The following is a 15,935-nucleotide window of genomic DNA, read 5'->3' as shown; positions in this document are numbered from 1 at the left end:
GGTGGGTGCAGACAATCCGCCTGTGCAGAGACACATTGTCATTTCAGTGGCGACAATCAACGCACAATGGCTGCAAACAAACACGGGGCAAGCCCTTTTCAAGAACTGCCCCGCAGAGTGTTTACAGCAGCGTTGTACGATGACTTAGCTGAACAGCTCCACACCCAGCTGGAACGCCACCCACAGCGCCAGGCCGGTGGCGAATGCCAGGGCGATGTTCTCGAACAGGTTGTTGCGGTATTCCTTGCTCAGCAGCGACTTCTGGTTGGACATGATCAACAGGCCCAGCGAGATCACCGGCAGACCAATGATATTCAGCGCGCTGACGCCGATGGTCAGGGTGACGAAGTCAGGCATGCCCGGAATCGACCAGATCAGTGGCGTAACCAGGATGAACAGCATGAACCAGCGGTGCGCCGGGTCCTTGTGGAACTCCTTGCCATAACGCTCGCGACGCTTGGGCTGCACGTGCTGCAGGGCGTCGGTGATCAGCATCGGGAAGGCTGTGGTCTTGCCGGAAATGCTGGCGAACAGGGTGGCGAACACGCCGATGAAGAACACATACCAGCCGATCGGGCCGAAGAAGATTTCCAGCGCCTTGCCCAGATCGCCGAGGGTTTTCACTTCGATGCCGTTGGGCCGCAGGATTTCTGCGCCGACGATCCAGATCGCCAGGTTGATGACGATACCGACGAATACTGCAAACAGCAGGTCGTTGCGTTGCACACGCTTGTGCTGCGGGCCAACCCAGCCCTTCTGGCGCATCACGTAGGGGTGGACGAAGTTGGCCACCGAACCGGCCACTGCGCCGATCACCGACACCGCTACCAGCATGGCGCCATGCACGCCCTCGTCAGGCGGGATGCTGAAGCCGATGGTGCCTTTGACGATGCCTGCCACATCCGGCCCGGACATCACCGCCAGCGCCAGAAACGCCAGGGTCATGATCGCCAGCAATGCCTTCATCACACCTTCGATAAGCGAATAGATATTGCGCCCGACCAGCATCCACACCGCCAGCACCACCGCCATCGAGCAAAGCAGCGGGTAGTCGACGCGCAGCAGCATGGCCAGTGATTCGCCGGCGCCCTTGATCATGTACGCGTTCATCAGGTGGCCCATGATCAGCGCGTAGCCGAGCATGAACCAGGCGAACACCGGGTGCAGTTGCGCGTAGCCCTGAAGGATGGTCATGCCCTGGTTATTGCACAGCTGGAAGCGGGCGATGATGTTGACGATCAGGTAGCGCAGCAGCAGCGAAACTGCCAGCACCCACATCATTGCGTAACCGTAGTTGGCGCCGGCCACGGAAGAGGTGATCAGATCACCTGCGCCCAGCCACGACAGCACGGCGATGATGCCTGGGCCGAGCAACTTGGCGATGCGCGCGAGGCGGCTTTGCGAGGGCACGGCAGCTTTGCCCTCAACGGAAGGTAGGCTGGTCATTGGATGTCTCCGTTATTTTTGTAGTGAGAGCCGGCGCAGTCCAACATGCTGATAGGACGTCGTACAACTAAAATCGCAGAGCAAACATTACAAAGTATTACGGCAAATCCAGGCTGTTTTGTGCAGGCCTTGCGGGGCTTGAGCTGCCGTGGAATATGGCCTGCTGACATCACGGAGCCCTTGTAAGACCTTCCCAACTTCACGCTGAGCGCTTCAGGCTGGATGGCCTTCGGAAGATTTTTCTGTCCACAGCGACATGCTCCCGGCTGACTCCCTGGCCTTGGCCAATGAATTTCTCTGCGGCGTGGTCGAGACCCTCGACCAGCAGTGCAGCGACTCGGCTGAGCAACCTGACACAAACGCCCTGGCCAGCGCCGCCCAGGCCACGCGCATGGCCCGTAGCTTGGTTGAACACGCATTGACCCGGCTGCGTAGCTGAAGGGAAACCGGGGTCAATCGGCTGCGCTAAGCGAGGCAAGGGGAGCAGGAGCTGCAGCCCAGCCCTTGCCACAGTGTTTGCACGAAACCTGTCGGCGACTACTCCGGTAGGGGATCACAAATCTCCGGTATCCCCACCAACAAGTGAGCTGCGCTCAATCCTGCGCTGTTTCGGCTCGCTGCTCGGCGAGCACGTGTTGCGCCGTCTGCTCTATGAAATCAAAAGCTTGCGGCGTGACTGAGTACTGGTACTGCTTGCGGCGGTTGCGCGAGACCACCCCGTCGTTGCTCAAGCACATCATGACCAGGTTGGCGAGATCACTCCCTCGCAAGTCATAACGCTCGTCAACGGCCCGGTAGACAGCGTCGTAGCATGCCAAAAACGCTGTTTCCTTTTGCAACTCCGCTTCGAGCGCCATCCTGGCCATATCCAGGGTGAAGGCCACACACGGGGTTGCATCCCAGTACCGGTAAACTGCATCGTTGCCCCGGAACTTGAATCCGTACTGGCCAAAGTCAATCCACTGCACCTCCCAGAAGTCCCGAACAGGGCGAGAGAAGGTCTGCAGCGCCTCTAGATAACGCAGTTCTTCACGCTTCATTGCCACCGACACGGGTAGCAGCAGGCCGTTGTCCAATGCGCCGGCTCGGCACAATGCTTGATGGATAAGGAAACGCGACAGGCGGCCGTTCCCGTCCATGAACGGGTGTATAAGCACAAAGCCAAACGAAATGATTCCCGCAGCTACTAGCGGATCTATTTGAGATGGTGCTTCGTTGGCGAAACGCATCAGGCTTTCCATCAGTTCCCGGCAAAGGTCTGGTGGGGGAGGTAAAAAAGTCACCCCTGCGGCGCCCTGCGAACCGTCCGATAGATAATTTTGCTGATGCCTGAATGCCGCTGCCAGGTCGAGTGGGTTAGATACGGTCGCATTCTGTAAAGCGACCAGATAGTCCTCGGTCAACGGCTGGCGTTCGTGGGCCTGACGAAGTAACTGGATGAAGCGCCGAGACTTGTCGTCCGAGGGGGCTTCTCGCTCAATCGCAAAGGAATCTTTGGTTTCATGCAGGTAGGCCCAGTTAATGGCGCGGTCCATCATCACGGGTGGTAACCCAGCGATAAAGGCCCGCGCTCTCTCAAGAACGTCATGATCGAGCAGCTCGGTTATTTCTGATGTTCGTTCGACCGTAGCGCAGTAGTTCAGATCACCCAGACCGTTGAATTCAACGCGCCACTTCGAGTTGCGTTCGCCCGGACGAGTGATGTAACGCGTTGGGTCGAACAGCGGCGTGTAGGGGACTCGTACCGGGGTTGGCTGTGTGAGTTGTGCGCCGGTAAAGGCTTCCCAGAGGTAGCAGGCTTTGCGGATGTAGATACCGTTAGGCGCCTCTTGATAGGCCCGCTCAAGCGTCTCGGCAGTGACCTTAGGCAGGGCCTGAGCCAGTACTGCCAGGTTGATGCCCTCATGCTTCAAGGCAAATAGCACGTGGCCGAGCAAGTCATCGCGTGTGGGCATCATGCCGGGAGGTACCGCTAATGCTGAACCGATGAGCTTTAAGCGGGTAACGGGCTGCACCATCGCTGCCCGGCGCAGAGGCACTGCTGTGAGCTCCAGTTGTTGGATCAAAAGCGAGTAGCCTACGGCGTTGATCACTAAATCCTTCCTTCGGTTAGTGCGGGCAAGATTTTTCTCACTCTACTCGGAAAATCCTCACTTTTGCCAGATTCGCTTGTTTTTTCCTCACTCGGCTTGTTGCCCTTGCACGCGGTAGTGCGAGCCAGTGATGTCTGACAGGCAGTGAAGGCCCGCCCGCTTTTAAACAGGGCGTATCCAGCTCTCAGCGCAAAATCTGCGCCGGTTCATCCGGCGGCAAGTTGCTCTGCACACCTTCTCGCGCTGGCGCCGCCGACACTTCGCCGGCCAACTGCTCGGCCAGTTGCCGCGCTACATCCATGCCCAGCTCCCTGGACACCTCGCGGACCACCCGCGGGCGGTTGAGGGTGACGCGCGCATCCTGGCGTTTTACCAGCTTGGTGTCCTGGCCCTCGCCCATGGCGGTGAAGGCCGAGGTGATCTCGTAGGTGCGGGTATTGATCAGGCTGAAATCAGCCACCACGCTCAGGGCCAGTACCGCCGAGTAGCTGTCGGTGTGGTCGAGTGCGTTGATGTCCCTCTGGAAGTCGATATCCGACAGGGTGCCGAACAGCACGTAGTCGGCACCTGGGAACGAGCCGGCTTTGATCCGGGCGATCACGTCGTAGACATCGTCGTTGGAACGGCTGGTGTAAGGCTTGCCCTGCACCAGCTGGAACAGCCCACCCTTGAGGATTGCGCCCTTGATGTCGCCACCGAAATTGCGCAGCTCGGTCTGCTCGATGTAGCTCTTGCTGCTCTCGTACTCGCTATAGCTGGCCGAGTGGCTGGCGCTGTACGGGCTCGCCTGGCCGCTGTTGTGCGCACTGACGCTGTGGATGTATTCCTCCACCTGCGCCTGATAGGCAAGGTCGGTGACTGCGACCTTGGGCGCCGCCTGCGCAGAAAATGCGCAAGCCATAGCGATGACTGCCATCCATGTACGCATCGCTTAGCGCTCCGTGGTCTTGCGGATTTCTTTTTCGTCCATCCATTCAGCCAGGCCGCTTTCGACGTCGACCAACTGCAGGCTGAACTTGTAGAACACGTCTTTGTAATCGCTGCTGCGTTTGACGATGGAGCTGATCGAGCCTTCCAGGCGGTACTGCGCGGCGATCATGTTGCCCGTCTTGGCGACGGTGGCTTTTTTGTACAGGCCGCTTTGGTTCTGCAACTTGAGCTGGTCGACCTGGCTCTGCATGTCGGTGTTGTCGCTGGCAAAGCGGACAACGCCGGTCTTGAGCAGTTGGGTCTTGATCGTGGTGGTGATCTCGCGGGTATCGATGTACTCGCTGGTCTTGTTCTTCACGTCATACACCTGCACCACCGGGCGGCCCTGCAGCACGCCGGACTGGGCCAGCGAGCGGGTCATGCTCTCGGCGATCATCTGCAGGTCGGTGGAGCCGAATTCGTTGGTAATCAGCTCGACTGCCTTGGTGTCGCCGTAGCTGATGTTCTTGCTGCCCAGGCCTGGTGACGGCGTGCTGCAGCCGCTGAGCAAGGCGAGGGTGAGGGCGGCGAGGGTAATGCGTGCAAACATCAAAAGTGCTCCTGAAAATGATTACCGGGTATGGACTTCGAGGCGGAAGTCGCGCGCCTGCGGAACCGGGGCGATGGCGGGCAGGAAGCTGGCCTGCTTGCCGTACAGAGTGAGGGTCTTCCAGCTTTCTTCATCGCCTACCGGGAAGCCGTCGTCGCCCAGCCAGGCGAAGCGGTAGTAAAGGGTCTGGTTGCTGCGGCTGGTGTTGTTGATGGCGACCTTGACGGTGAGAAATCCGCGTTCGCGGGCCACCCGCATCGGGCCAATGTCAAAGTCGTCGAGCTGGCCCATGGTCACCACCTTGCTGGCGGCGCTGCCTGGCTCGGGCGGACTGGCGCAGCCTGCCAGGAGGGCGGCGGCGACAAGAGCGATGCAGATTAAACGCATGTTCGATCCTTGAGATTATTTGAGGTTGGCAAGCACCGGCGCTTGGGCCGGCTGCGGCAGTTGTATGGCGGCGCCACTGGCGAACACCTGATGGCCGAGCACGCGCAGGCTGATCACTTGGTAGGGTTGGTCGATCTTGACCTTGAGCGTACCGCTGCCGAGGATCGCCGGCAGGCTCAGGCGATGTTCGCCTTGGGCCAGATGCACGCGGGCGACCTGGGTCTGGTTGGGCAGAGTGCGCCAGGTGCGGGTGTCGGCGCCTTCGACCACTGCCGCGGCAATGCCCACGATCAGGGCTGCCAGCGGGTCGACCTCGTTCAGCTTTTTTTGCGCCAGGGTGCGGCTGACCGCGCGCACGCTGGTGCGCAGGATGATCTCCGGCATGTCGTCACGCAGGGCCCTGCGCGACATGGCGCTGGTGTTGTTGAGTGAAGTGAGGCTGACAGCCTGGTCGTTCAGGTAGACCTCGCCAAAGCGCGCAGTGCTGTTGTCTTCTCTTATCACCGGGAACGACAGCGTGGTGATCACCAGGTTACCGTCGATCGTCAGTGGCAGCGGGATGCGCATCGAGTCGCGTGCCGGTGCCAGGCCGCTCTGGACCACAATCAGCACATCGCTCTCGCCGGCTTTGGCTTGCTTGCCATCCAGGTTGAGCAGGGCTTGCTCGAGCAATGGCGTCTTCGGCCGTAGCTCGGCTGCAGTGCGGTAGCCCGGCGCGGCCAGGCCCTTCTCGCCAAGGGCCTCGTAGACGAAGCCGGACAGGTAATGGCTGAACGCGCTCTGGTAGCTGTTTTTCAGACTGACCACTTCAGGGTCGTCGAGGCTGGCCACCGGATATCCCTTCAGATCTTTGAACTCGGTGCTGGCACCTTGTTGTTCGGCTTCCTGCTCGCCCTTGAGGTACTGCTTGTCACGCAGCTCGGCGATGACCGCTTCGCGTTCGTGGGTCTTCTTGATTTCGGTACGGGCGCCGGCGAAATCGTTCTGCGCCAGCAGGTTCAGGGCCATCTGGGTGGTCAGCATGACCTTTTCGTAGTCGTAGCCCTGGTAGCGGCGGACCTTGTCGTTGACCAGATAGCTGGCGAACTGGCTGAGGTACTTTTCAGTGTCCAGTTTGACTGCTTCTTCCCACTCGAAGACCACGCCGTCGGCCACGCGCCAGGCTTGCTGGCTACCCTGCAGATCACCTTTGGAACGCAGCAGCTCGCCTTTTTCGAAGTAGTAGAGGAGGTCTTTGACGTCGCTCTTGTTGTTGCTCTCGAGCAGAGCCAGGGCAGCGTCGACATTGCCGGCGACAAGCTGCTGGTTGGTTTCCTGAAGCTCGCTGTCGTAACTGCGAAACACAGCGCAGCCGGTCAGTTGCGTGACGGCGATAAGCGCTGCCAGAAGTACTGCGCGGGGGACCATCGGTGTTGTTCTTCCCTGAATGGATGGACTGCGTCCTGCGCCAGCGCGGCCCGTGATTGCGGGGGAACAAAGGCAAAGGCGCGACATTATAAGCACAAGGTGGCGTTTTGCTGGCATGGAGGCTTGAATTAGGTTGCGCTGGCCCCTGTCGCTAATCTGTTACAAGATTTTTCGTGAAATCTGCCGGTAGCCCTTGAGCAGGCGCGAGTGGAAGTGAACAATGTTCTCTTTCGTATTCCCCTCGAGATCGGCCATGACTTCCCGTCCCCGTTTACTCGCCTGGCTGCTGTGGCCAGTGCTGGCGCTGTGCAGCACGCTGGCCATGGCCGAAGCCCCTGCAGAGGCGACCAAGGCCTTGCACCTGCTCGATTACATTGGCGCGGATTACCCGCCAACGGTGCGCGAGGGCAGGGTGGTCGATGACGGTGAGTACCGCGAGCAGCAGGAATTCAGCAGCGTGCTCGCCGAACTGGTGAAAAACCTGCCAGCGCACGCCGAACGTGATGCCCTCGAACAGGGCGTACAGGCCTTGCGCACCGCCATCGACCAGCGCCAGGACGGCCCTACCGTTGCTCGCGAGGCGCGCCAGCTCGGTGCCCGTCTGGCGGTTGCCTATGAGGTCAGCCAGGCCCCGATAATCACCCCTGATCCTGCCCGCGGCGCCGCGCTGTACACGCAAAACTGCTCGATCTGCCACGGTGAAAGTGGTGCCGGCGATGGCCCGGCCGGGCTCGGTCTGGAGCCAGCGCCGGCCAACCTGCGCGACGTCGCCCGGCTCGATCAGCTCAGCCTGTTCGACCTCTACAACACCCTTGGCCTGGGCATCGAAGGCACCGAAATGCCCTCGTTTGCCGACCAGCTCGACGAGCGTCAGCGCTGGGACGTAGCGGCCTTTGTCGCCAGCTTCAGCGCCGAGCCGCAGGCCGCTGCTGGCGCCCCGGCCTGGAACCTGGCTGATCTGGCCCGGCAGACCCCTGCAGAAGTCGCCGCCAGCCACAGCGCCGAGGCCGTAGCTGCGTTTCGCGCCCAGCGTGCACAGCCGCCGCAGGTCAAGCGCGGCCCGGCGCAGTTGCTCGACTACACCGCCAGCACCCTCGACAAGAGCCTGGCGGCCTATCGCGACGGCGATCATGACCAGGCCTACGACCTGTCGGTTGCGGCGTATCTGGAAGGTTTCGAGCTGGTCGAAAGCTCCCTCGACAACATCGATGCCCAGGTACGCAAAGACACCGAGAAGGCCCTGATGGCCTATCGGCAGTCGTTGCAGGACGGCCTGCCCGTCGCCCAGGCCGAACAGCGCCTGAGCGAGGCCAAGGTCAAGCTCGACGCCGCCGCCAAGCTGCTTGGCAGCGATGGCCTGAGCTGGTCGCTGAGCTACATCTCCGGGCTGTTGATTCTGCTGCGCGAAGGCCTCGAGGCGATTCTGGTGCTGGCCGCGATCCTGGCCTTCCTGCGCAATACCGGCCAGCAATCTGCGGTGCGCAGCGTCAACGTTGGCTGGGCGCTGGCACTGGTCGCAGGCTTCGCCACCTGGGCGGTAGCGGCGTATCTGATCGACGTTGGCGGTGCTCAGCGCGAATTGCTCGAAGGTTGTACCGCGCTGTTTGCCAGCGTGATGGTGCTGTGGCTCGGCGTGTGGATGCACGACCGGCGCCACGCTGCGGCCTGGCAGGACTACATCAAAAGCAGCCTGGTCGGCGGCGGCGGGCGCTTTGGTTTTGCCTTGCTGGCGTTCTTTTCGGTGTACCGCGAGCTGTTCGAGGTGATCCTGTTCTACGAAACCCTGTGGCTGCAATCAGGGCCTGCCGGGCACAACGCTGTGCTGGCCGGTGGTGCCACCGCGCTGGTGCTGTTGGTGGGCCTGGCCTGGGTGATCCTGCGCGGTTCGGCCAAGCTGCCGTTGGCGCTGTTCTTCAGCATCAACGCCGCGCTGCTGTGCGCACTGTCGGTGGTGTTCGCCGGGCATGGCATCAAGGCCTTGCAAGAGGCAGGCATCCTCGGCACGCGGCCGGTGGCGTTCTTTGAATTCGACTGGCTGGGCATTCATGCCGATGCCTACTCACTGGCGGCACAAGCCTTGGCACTGAGCGCGATCGCGCTGCTGTATGGCCGCTCGTGGCTGCTCGAGCGGCGCCGCGCTGCGGCCAGTTGAGCTGCGATCTGGCACACTGGACGCAGTGATTAACAGCCGATGAGAATGCAGCAATGCGTATATGGATCGATGCCGACGCCTGCCCCAAGGCAGCCAAGGACCTGATCGTAAAGTTTGCCCTCAAGCGCAAACTTGAGGTGGTGATGGTCGCTGGCCAAGCGCAGATCAAGCCGGCGTTTGCCTGCGTAAAGCTGATCGTGGTGCCGAGCGGACCGGATGCCGCCGATGATTATCTGGTCGAGAATGCCGTACCGGGCGAGTTGGTGATCTGCAGCGATATCCCCTTGGCCGACCGCCTTGTGAAAAACGGCGTGGCGGCGCTCGACCCACGTGGCCGTGAGTTCGATGAGCGCAATATGGCCGACCGGTTGGCGACGCGTAACTTGTTCACCGAGCTGCGTGAACAGGGCCAGGCCAGTGGTGGCCAGGGGCCTTACGGCGAGAAAGAGAAGCAGGAGTTCGCCAACTCCCTCGATCGCATCCTGACCCGCCTCGCGAGGGGCTGATTACGACGTTGATCACAGCACCACGCAGCGCCGGCCTGGGCCAGCGCTGCAGGGCAGCTCAGTGGTCGTTGGCGTGGGTCAATTCCAGCACCCGATCGACCAGTTTGTAGATGCCGCTGGCCGCATCGCTGATCGAGGTAGCGAGCATGTACGCCGGGGTGGTCACCAGCTTGCGCTGGGTGTCTTCGACGATGTCATGTACATCGCACTCTTCGTGGGTGCCGCCCATCTTCACCACCGCCGCGCTGGTGCCGGCATCGTTACCGATGGTGCAGACCACGCCTGGGCCGTAGATCTTCGCTGCCAGAGCTGGCGAAATGCACATCAGGCCGACCGGTTTGCCGGCTTCGGCGAAGGCCTCGGCCAGCGCCAGTACGTCTGGTTGAACCGTGCACTTGTCACCTTCAACGGCAAAGTTGGAGAGGTTTTTTGCAGCGCCAAAGCCGCCGGGCACGATCAGCGCGTCAAACTCGCTGACGTCTGCTTCGCGAATGTCCTTGACCTGGCCGCGGGCAATCCGCGCCGACTCGACCAGCACATTGCGGGTCTCGCTGGTTTGCTCACCGCTCAGATGATCGATTACATGCAGTTGGGGGATGTTTGGTGCAAAGCACTGCACCTGCGCGCCGCGCTGGTCCAGGCGCAGCAGCGTGATCACGCTTTCGTGGATTTCAGCGCCATCGTAGACACCACAGCCGGAAAGAATCACCGCCACTTTTTTTGTCATGCTTGTTTCTCCAGAGTCCAGGCGCCAATTGTTGCTTGGCACTTTACTAGGATCACGGCAACAGCGGCATGTTCATTCTTGCGGTGGGCTTGGCTTGTCCGTCAGCTGCTCGGTCGCAGCCGCGTCGGCGGCCGCCTTGCGCTCGGCGCGCTGGGTGCGAAAACGCCGGCGCAGCCACAGCAGCAGGCCCAGCACCAGCAGGCCGCCAAGTACCCACAGCTCGTACTTCTTGACGTTGCCAAGCAGGCCTTCGAGGATCGCCCCGAAGTGGTAGGCGGCAGCGCCCAGGGCCACTGCCCACACCGCAGCGCCAATGCCGTTGAGCAGCAGGTAGCGGCGCGGCGGATAGCCCGACAGGCCAATCGCTACCGGCATCACCGTGCGCAGGCCATAGACGAAGCGGAAGCTCAGTACCCAGATGTCCGGGTGGCGGCGGATATGGTCCAGGGCACGGTCGCCCATGGCCTGCCAGCGCGGCCTGCGCGCCAGGATTGCGCGGCCATGGCGGCGGCCCATGAAGTACCACAGCTGGTCGCCGGCATAGCTGCCGAAGAAGGCCACCACGCACACCATGTTGATGTCCATGTAACCGCGGAACGCAAGAAATCCCGCAAGCACCAGGATGGTCTCACCTTCAAAAAATGTGCCGAGAAAAAGGGCAAAGTAGCCGAAATCCTGCAGGAATTGTTGAAGCATCTTCTGGGGTGCTGGCGAAATGAACGCGCAGCCTACCCCTTCGCGGGCCGTGGGGAAAGTGTCCAAATGTGTCTCGACGTGAACAATTCCTACATGGTGATTGCCTGTGGCGACACGTCGCAGGGTTGCCCAAGGGTGTAACACAGGCGTCATAATGGCCGCTTATAACTGTCGCGCTGCCCGCCTGCGCGGGCTCAGGAGTCTGCCGTGAGCTTTACCCCCGCCAACCGTATGTTTCCTGCCACACGTCTGCGTCGCAATCGCCGCGACGAGTTTTCCCGTCGCCTGGTGCGTGAAAACACCCTGACGGTCGATGACCTGATCTTGCCGGTATTCGTTCTGGATGGTGAAAACCGCCGGGAAGAAGTGCCGTCCATGCCAGGTGTCGAGCGCTTGTCGATCGACTTGCTGCTGGAAGCTGCGCAGTCCTGGGTGGACCTGGGGATTCCGGCCTTGGCACTGTTCCCGGTAACCCCGGTCGAGAAAAAGACCCTGGATGGCGCCGAAGCGTGGAACCCGGATGGCATTGCCCAGCGCGCTACCCGCGCCCTGCGTGAACGCTTCCCGGAGCTTGGGGTGATCACCGACGTTGCCCTCGACCCGTTTACCACCCACGGCCAGGATGGCATCCTCGACGAAGACGGCTACGTGCAGAACGACATCACCGTCGATGCGCTGGTGCGCCAGGCGCTGTCCCACGCCGAGGCTGGCGCGCAAGTGGTGGCGCCTTCTGACATGATGGACGGCCGCCTCGGCGCGATCCGCGAGGCGCTGGAAGTCGCCGGTCACGTCAACGTGCGCATCATGGCCTACTCGGCCAAGTACGCCAGTGCCTACTACGGCCCGTTCCGCGATGCGGTAGGCTCGGCTTTGAACCTGGGCAAGGCCAACAAAGCGTCGTACCAGATGGACCCGGCCAACAGCGACGAGGCCCTGCACGAAGTGGCCACTGACCTGGCCGAAGGTGCCGATATGGTCATGGTCAAGCCAGGCATGCCGTACCTGGATATCGTTTACCGGGTCAAAACCGAGTTCAAGGTGCCGACCTTTGTCTATCAGGTCAGCGGCGAGTACGCCATGCACATGGCGGCAATTCAGAATGGCTGGCTGAGCGAGGCCGTGATCCTCGAATCGCTAACCGCTTTCAAACGTGCAGGCGCCGATGGCATTCTCACTTATTTCGCCGTTCGCGCCGCCCAATTGTTGAGAGGGCAGTAACGCCCTTCAGGAACGTCAGATGAATAACGAAGTGCTATCCCCGGTCGACATCAAGGATGCTCAAGCGCTACCGCAAGAGCTGACGCAAACGCCGCCAGACCTTGAGCCGGTGGCCGAGCCTGTGGTCGAAGCGGTTGCCGACGCTGCGCTCGAAACCGCCGCGCCGACCCCTGCGCCGGCGCCGGCGATCCCGGTGCCTGGGCTGGACGACAGCAGCCTGTACATTCATCGCGAGCTCTCGCAGCTGCAGTTCAACTTCCGCGTGCTGGAACAGGCGCTGGACGAGTCGTATCCGCTGCTCGAGCGCTTGAAGTTCCTGCTGATCTTCTCCAGCAACCTCGACGAGTTCTTCGAGATCCGCGTCGCCGGCCTGAAGAAGCAGATCAATTTTGCCCGTGAGCTGGCCGGCGCCGACGGCCTGCAGCCACATCAGGCCCTGAGCCGGATCAGCGAGCTGGTGCACCACGAAGTGGATCGCCAGTACGCGATCCTCAACGACGTGCTGCTGCCAGAGATGGAAAAGCACAACATTCGCTTCATTCGTCGGCGCAACTGGACGCCGAAGATCAAGACCTGGGTGCGGCGTTTCTTCCGCGACGAGATCGCGCCGATCATCACCCCGATCGGCCTCGATCCGACCCACCCGTTCCCGTTGCTGGTGAACAAGAGCCTGAACTTCATCGTCGAGCTCGAAGGGGTCGATGCATTCGGCCGCGATTCGGGCCTGGCGATCATCCCCGCGCCGCGTTTGCTGCCTCGGGTGATTCGCGTACCGGAGGAGGTAGGCGGCACCGGTGCCAACTACGTATTCCTCTCGTCGATGATTCACGCCCACGCCGATGATTTGTTCCAGGGCATGAAGGTCAAGGGTTGCTATCAGTTCCGCCTGACCCGTAACGCCGACCTGGCGCTGGACTCGGAAGAGGTCGACGACCTTGCCCGCGCGCTGCGTGGTGAGCTGTTCTCGCGTCGCTACGGCGATGCGGTGCGCCTGGAAGTCGCCGACACCTGCCCCAAGCATCTGTCCGACTACCTGCTCAAGCAGTTCAGTCTGAGCGAGAACGAGCTGTATCAGGTCAATGGTCCGGTCAACCTGACCCGGCTGTTCAGCATCACCGGCCTGGAAAGCCACCCGGAACTGCAGTATCTGCCGTTCACCCCGGCGATCCCCAAGCTGCTGCAGAACGCCGAAAACATCTTCAGCGTGGTCAGCAAGCAGGACATCCTGCTGATGCACCCCTTCGAGTCGTTCACCCCGGTGGTCGACCTGCTGCGCCAGGCAGCCAAAGACCCGCACGTGCTCGCCGTGCGCCAGACCCTGTACCGCAGCGGCGCCAACTCGGAGATCGTCGACGCACTGGTCGACGCAGCGCGTAACGGCAAGGAAGTCACTGCGGTGATCGAGCTGCGCGCGCGCTTCGACGAAGAGTCCAACTTGCAGATGGCCAGCCGCCTGCAGGCGGCCGGCGCGGTGGTGATCTACGGCGTAGTCGGCTTCAAGACCCACGCCAAGATGATGCTGATCCTGCGTCGCGAGCAGGGCGAAATCGTCCGCTACGCGCATCTCGGCACCGGCAACTACCACGCCGCCAACGCCCGTCTGTATACCGACTACAGCCTGCTGACCTCGGATGACGCGCTGTGCGAAGACGTTGGCAAGCTGTTCAGCCAGCTGATCGGCATGGGCAAGACCCTGCGCATGAAAAAGCTCCTGCATGCGCCGTTCACGCTGAAGAAGGGCATGCTCGACATGATTGCCCGCGAGACCCAGTGCGCGCTCGACGGCAAGCCGGCGCACATCATCGCCAAGTTCAACTCGCTGACCGACGCGAAGATCATCCGCGCGCTGTACAAGGCCAGCCAGTCAGGTGTACGTATCGATCTGGTGGTGCGTGGCATGTGCTGCCTGCGCCCGGGCATCGCCGGGGTTTCGCACAATATTCACGTACGCTCGATCATCGGCCGCTTCCTTGAGCACACGCGGGTGTTTTACTTCCTCAATGGCGGCGAAGAGCAGATCTTCCTGTCGAGTGCCGACTGGATGGAGCGCAACCTCGATAAACGCGTCGAGACCTGCTTCCCCGTCGAGGGCAAGAAGCACCTGCTGCGGGTCAAGAAGGAGCTGGAAAGCTACCTGACCGACAACACTCAGGCGTGGATCCTGCAGTCCGACGGCCGCTACGTGCGCAGCACGCCAACCGGCAACCAGAACCCGCGCAGTGCCCAGGCGACCCTGCTGGAGCGCCTGAGCAACCCGGTCCTCAACGTACGCTGAGGACGAAGCCGACCCGGGCCAGCCACTCCGCCTCGTTGGCGAAGTCGGCCTGGGTCAGCGGGTGCTGTTCCAGCCAACCGTCCGGGAATACTACTTCCAGGCTATTTTCGTGGGCTTGCAGCACCACTTTGGGCATCTCTTGGGTGCCGCGGATGTGGTGGAAGAGGATGGCAAAGCGCAGCAGTACGCACAGGCGAATCAGCTGGCTGCCTTCATCGCCGAACTCGGCGAATTTGTCCTTGGGAATGTTGCGGCGATGGCCGCGCACCAGCAGCGCGAGCATTTGCTGGTCTTCACGCGAGAAACCGGCCAGGTCGGAGTGCTCGATCAGGTAGGCGCCGTGCTTGTGGTAGTGATAGTGGGCGATGTCCAGGCCCACCTCATGGACCTTGGCCGACCAGCTCAGCAGGTCGCGCCAGTTACCTTCTTCCAGATCCCAGTCTTTGGCCACTTGATCAAACGCGTGCAGCGCCTTGCGTTCGACCCGCGCGGCCTGGCCGTGGTCGACGTGGTAGCGCTCCATCAACGAATTGAGGGTGCGCTCGCGCACATCTTCGTGGTGATGGCGGCCAAGCAGGTCGAACAGCACACCTTCACGCAGGGCGCCGTCGCAGTGGTCCATGCGTTGCAGTTCGAGTGCATCGAAAATGGCTTCGAGAATCGCCAGGCCGGCCGGGAAGATCGTGCGGCGGTCAGGCTTGACCCCTTCGAAGTCGATCTTGTCGGTGTCGCCCAGCTTGAACAGCTTGCGTTTGACCCAAGCCAGGCCTTCGGCATTGACCTCACCGTTGCCCAGGCCGCCAGCCTTGATCGCCGCGCCGATGGCGCGAATGGTCCCGGACGAGCCGATCGCTTCGTCCCAGGTCAGCCGGTGCAGGGCGGTTTCGATGCTCATCAGCTCCAGGCGCGCAGCGGTGTAGGCCTGGGCGTAGCGCGCCGGGGTGATCTTGCCGTCGCGGAAGTAGCGCTGGGTATAGCTGACGCAGCCCATTTGCAGGCTCTCGCGCAGCAACGGCTCGAAGCGCTGGCCAATGATGAACTCGGTGCTGCCGCCACCAATGTCGGCGACCAGGCGCTTGCCCGGATTGTCGGCCAGGGTGTGCGACACGCCGAGGTAGATCAGGCGCGCTTCTTCACGGCCGGAGATGACCTCGACCGGGTGGCCGAGGATAGCTTCGGCGCGCTGGATGAATTCGTTGCGGTTGCGCGCTTCGCGCAGCGCGTTGGTGCCGACGATGCGCACGGCGCCATCGGGCATGCCGTTGATCAGCTGGGCGAAGCGCTTGAGGCACTCCAGGCCGCGCTGCATGGCTTCTTCGCTGAGGCGGCGCTCTTCGTCGATACCGGCGGCCAGCTGAACCTTCTCGCCCTGCCGCTCAAGAATGCGGATTTCCGTGTGGTGGGCCTTGGCCACGACCATGTGGAAACTGTTGGAGCCCAGGTCGATGGCGGCGATCAGGGATAGGTTCTTCGCGGAGTTCTGCGGCATGATTTTCGAGATTCTCGGTC

General features: G+C 61.7%; 14 protein-coding genes. 5 read left to right on the top strand and 9 right to left on the bottom strand.

All coding sequences use genetic code 11. From position 1 onward, the window contains the following. Positions 1-144: 144 nt before the first annotated feature. The gene (locus M2396_RS11200) at positions 145-1,446 is read right to left on the bottom strand and encodes an Nramp family divalent metal transporter (RefSeq protein ID WP_101315222.1); all 1,302 of its coding nucleotides are present in this window, start codon (positions 1,444-1,446) and stop codon (positions 145-147) included. Positions 1,447-1,702: 256 nt separating this feature from the next. Between M2396_RS11200 and M2396_RS11195 the strand changes: the two genes are divergently transcribed. After that, positions 1,703-1,885: a hypothetical protein gene (locus tag M2396_RS11195; protein ID WP_259074777.1), complete on the top strand. Its 183-nt coding sequence runs from the start codon at positions 1,703-1,705 to the stop codon at positions 1,883-1,885. Positions 1,886-2,039: 154 nt separating this feature from the next. Here M2396_RS11195 and M2396_RS11190 read toward each other — a convergent pair whose 3' ends face one another. The 5 genes from M2396_RS11190 to M2396_RS11170 form a co-directional block, all read right to left on the bottom strand. Next, a complete protein-coding gene (locus M2396_RS11190) occupies positions 2,040-3,536 on the bottom strand; it encodes a Fic family protein (RefSeq protein WP_259075247.1) in 1,497 nt (498 codons plus the stop codon). A gap of 187 nt (positions 3,537-3,723) precedes the next feature. Beyond that, entirely contained in the window at positions 3,724-4,467 is a 744-nt protein-coding gene (locus M2396_RS11185; RefSeq protein WP_259074774.1) for a penicillin-binding protein activator LpoB, read from the bottom strand. A gap of 3 nt (positions 4,468-4,470) precedes the next feature. Then, positions 4,471-5,058, bottom strand: coding sequence for a penicillin-binding protein activator LpoB (gene lpoB, locus M2396_RS11180; RefSeq protein ID WP_259074771.1), 588 nt, complete (start codon positions 5,056-5,058; stop codon positions 4,471-4,473). A gap of 21 nt (positions 5,059-5,079) precedes the next feature. Further along, positions 5,080-5,445, bottom strand: coding sequence for a YcfL family protein (locus M2396_RS11175; protein ID WP_150572512.1), 366 nt, complete (start codon positions 5,443-5,445; stop codon positions 5,080-5,082). Between the two features lie 15 nt (positions 5,446-5,460). Further along, positions 5,461-6,852 (bottom strand): COG3014 family protein, encoded by a 1,392-nt coding sequence (locus M2396_RS11170; RefSeq protein ID WP_150570431.1) that lies wholly within the window; start codon positions 6,850-6,852, stop codon positions 5,461-5,463. A 220-nt stretch (positions 6,853-7,072) separates the two neighbouring features. On the opposite strand from M2396_RS11170, the gene M2396_RS11165 reads away from it, so the two are divergent. Beyond that, entirely contained in the window at positions 7,073-9,004 is a 1,932-nt protein-coding gene (locus M2396_RS11165) for a cytochrome c/FTR1 family iron permease (protein ID WP_259074767.1), read from the top strand. A 53-nt stretch (positions 9,005-9,057) separates the two neighbouring features. Continuing rightward, complete coding sequence (locus M2396_RS11160) at positions 9,058-9,510, top strand: YaiI/YqxD family protein (protein WP_150570429.1); 453 nt, start codon at positions 9,058-9,060, stop codon at positions 9,508-9,510. Positions 9,511-9,568: 58 nt separating this feature from the next. On the opposite strand, the gene elbB is transcribed toward M2396_RS11160, so the two are convergent. Beyond that, positions 9,569-10,237 (bottom strand): isoprenoid biosynthesis glyoxalase ElbB, encoded by a 669-nt coding sequence (gene elbB / locus M2396_RS11155; RefSeq protein WP_259074765.1) that lies wholly within the window; start codon positions 10,235-10,237, stop codon positions 9,569-9,571. Between the two features lie 72 nt (positions 10,238-10,309). After that, on the bottom strand, positions 10,310-10,933 hold the full coding sequence (locus tag M2396_RS11150; protein WP_101315245.1) for a DedA family protein: 624 nt from the start codon (positions 10,931-10,933) through the stop codon (positions 10,310-10,312). A 207-nt stretch (positions 10,934-11,140) separates the two neighbouring features. Between M2396_RS11150 and hemB the strand changes: the two genes are divergently transcribed. After that, positions 11,141-12,151, top strand: a complete 1,011-nt coding sequence (gene hemB, locus M2396_RS11145) for a porphobilinogen synthase (RefSeq protein WP_101315247.1) — start codon at positions 11,141-11,143, stop codon at positions 12,149-12,151. 19 nt (positions 12,152-12,170) lie between these two features. Then, positions 12,171-14,426, top strand: coding sequence for a polyphosphate kinase 1 (gene ppk1, locus M2396_RS11140; protein WP_101315249.1), 2,256 nt, complete (start codon positions 12,171-12,173; stop codon positions 14,424-14,426). On the opposite strand, the gene ppx is transcribed toward ppk1, so the two are convergent. After that, a complete protein-coding gene (ppx, locus tag M2396_RS11135) occupies positions 14,413-15,915 on the bottom strand; it encodes an exopolyphosphatase (protein WP_101315251.1) in 1,503 nt (500 codons plus the stop codon). The genes ppk1 and ppx overlap by 14 nt on opposite strands. Positions 15,916-15,935: the final 20 nt, after the last annotated feature.

The organism is Pseudomonas sp. BIGb0278 (assembly GCF_024809895.1).
Taxonomy (GTDB): domain Bacteria; phylum Pseudomonadota; class Gammaproteobacteria; order Pseudomonadales; family Pseudomonadaceae; genus Aquipseudomonas; species Aquipseudomonas shirazensis.
Note: the sequence above shows the minus strand (reverse complement) of the source record. Positions and strands in the feature narration are given on the sequence as shown.

Bases quoted from the DNA above. Each gene is read 5' to 3' on its own strand.
- M2396_RS11150 (WP_101315245.1), bottom strand. From the start codon at position 10,933: ATGCTTCAACAATTCCTGCAGGATTTCGGCTACTTTGCCCTTTTTCTC.
- M2396_RS11170 (WP_150570431.1), bottom strand. From the start codon at position 6,852: ATGGTCCCCCGCGCAGTACTTCTGGCAGCGCTTATCGCCGTCACGCAA.
- ppx (WP_101315251.1), bottom strand. From the start codon at position 15,915: ATGCCGCAGAACTCCGCGAAGAACCTATCCCTGATCGCCGCCATCGAC.
- ppk1 (WP_101315249.1), top strand. From the start codon at position 12,171: ATGAATAACGAAGTGCTATCCCCGGTCGACATCAAGGATGCTCAAGCG.
- M2396_RS11195 (WP_259074777.1), top strand. From the start codon at position 1,703: ATGCTCCCGGCTGACTCCCTGGCCTTGGCCAATGAATTTCTCTGCGGC.
- M2396_RS11175 (WP_150572512.1), bottom strand. From the start codon at position 5,445: ATGCGTTTAATCTGCATCGCTCTTGTCGCCGCCGCCCTCCTGGCAGGC.
- M2396_RS11165 (WP_259074767.1), top strand. From the start codon at position 7,073: ATGTTCTCTTTCGTATTCCCCTCGAGATCGGCCATGACTTCCCGTCCC.
- M2396_RS11160 (WP_150570429.1), top strand. From the start codon at position 9,058: ATGCGTATATGGATCGATGCCGACGCCTGCCCCAAGGCAGCCAAGGAC.
- elbB (WP_259074765.1), bottom strand. From the start codon at position 10,237: ATGACAAAAAAAGTGGCGGTGATTCTTTCCGGCTGTGGTGTCTACGAT.
- lpoB (WP_259074771.1), bottom strand. From the start codon at position 5,058: ATGTTTGCACGCATTACCCTCGCCGCCCTCACCCTCGCCTTGCTCAGC.
- M2396_RS11185 (WP_259074774.1), bottom strand. From the start codon at position 4,467: ATGCGTACATGGATGGCAGTCATCGCTATGGCTTGCGCATTTTCTGCG.
- M2396_RS11200 (WP_101315222.1), bottom strand. From the start codon at position 1,446: ATGACCAGCCTACCTTCCGTTGAGGGCAAAGCTGCCGTGCCCTCGCAA.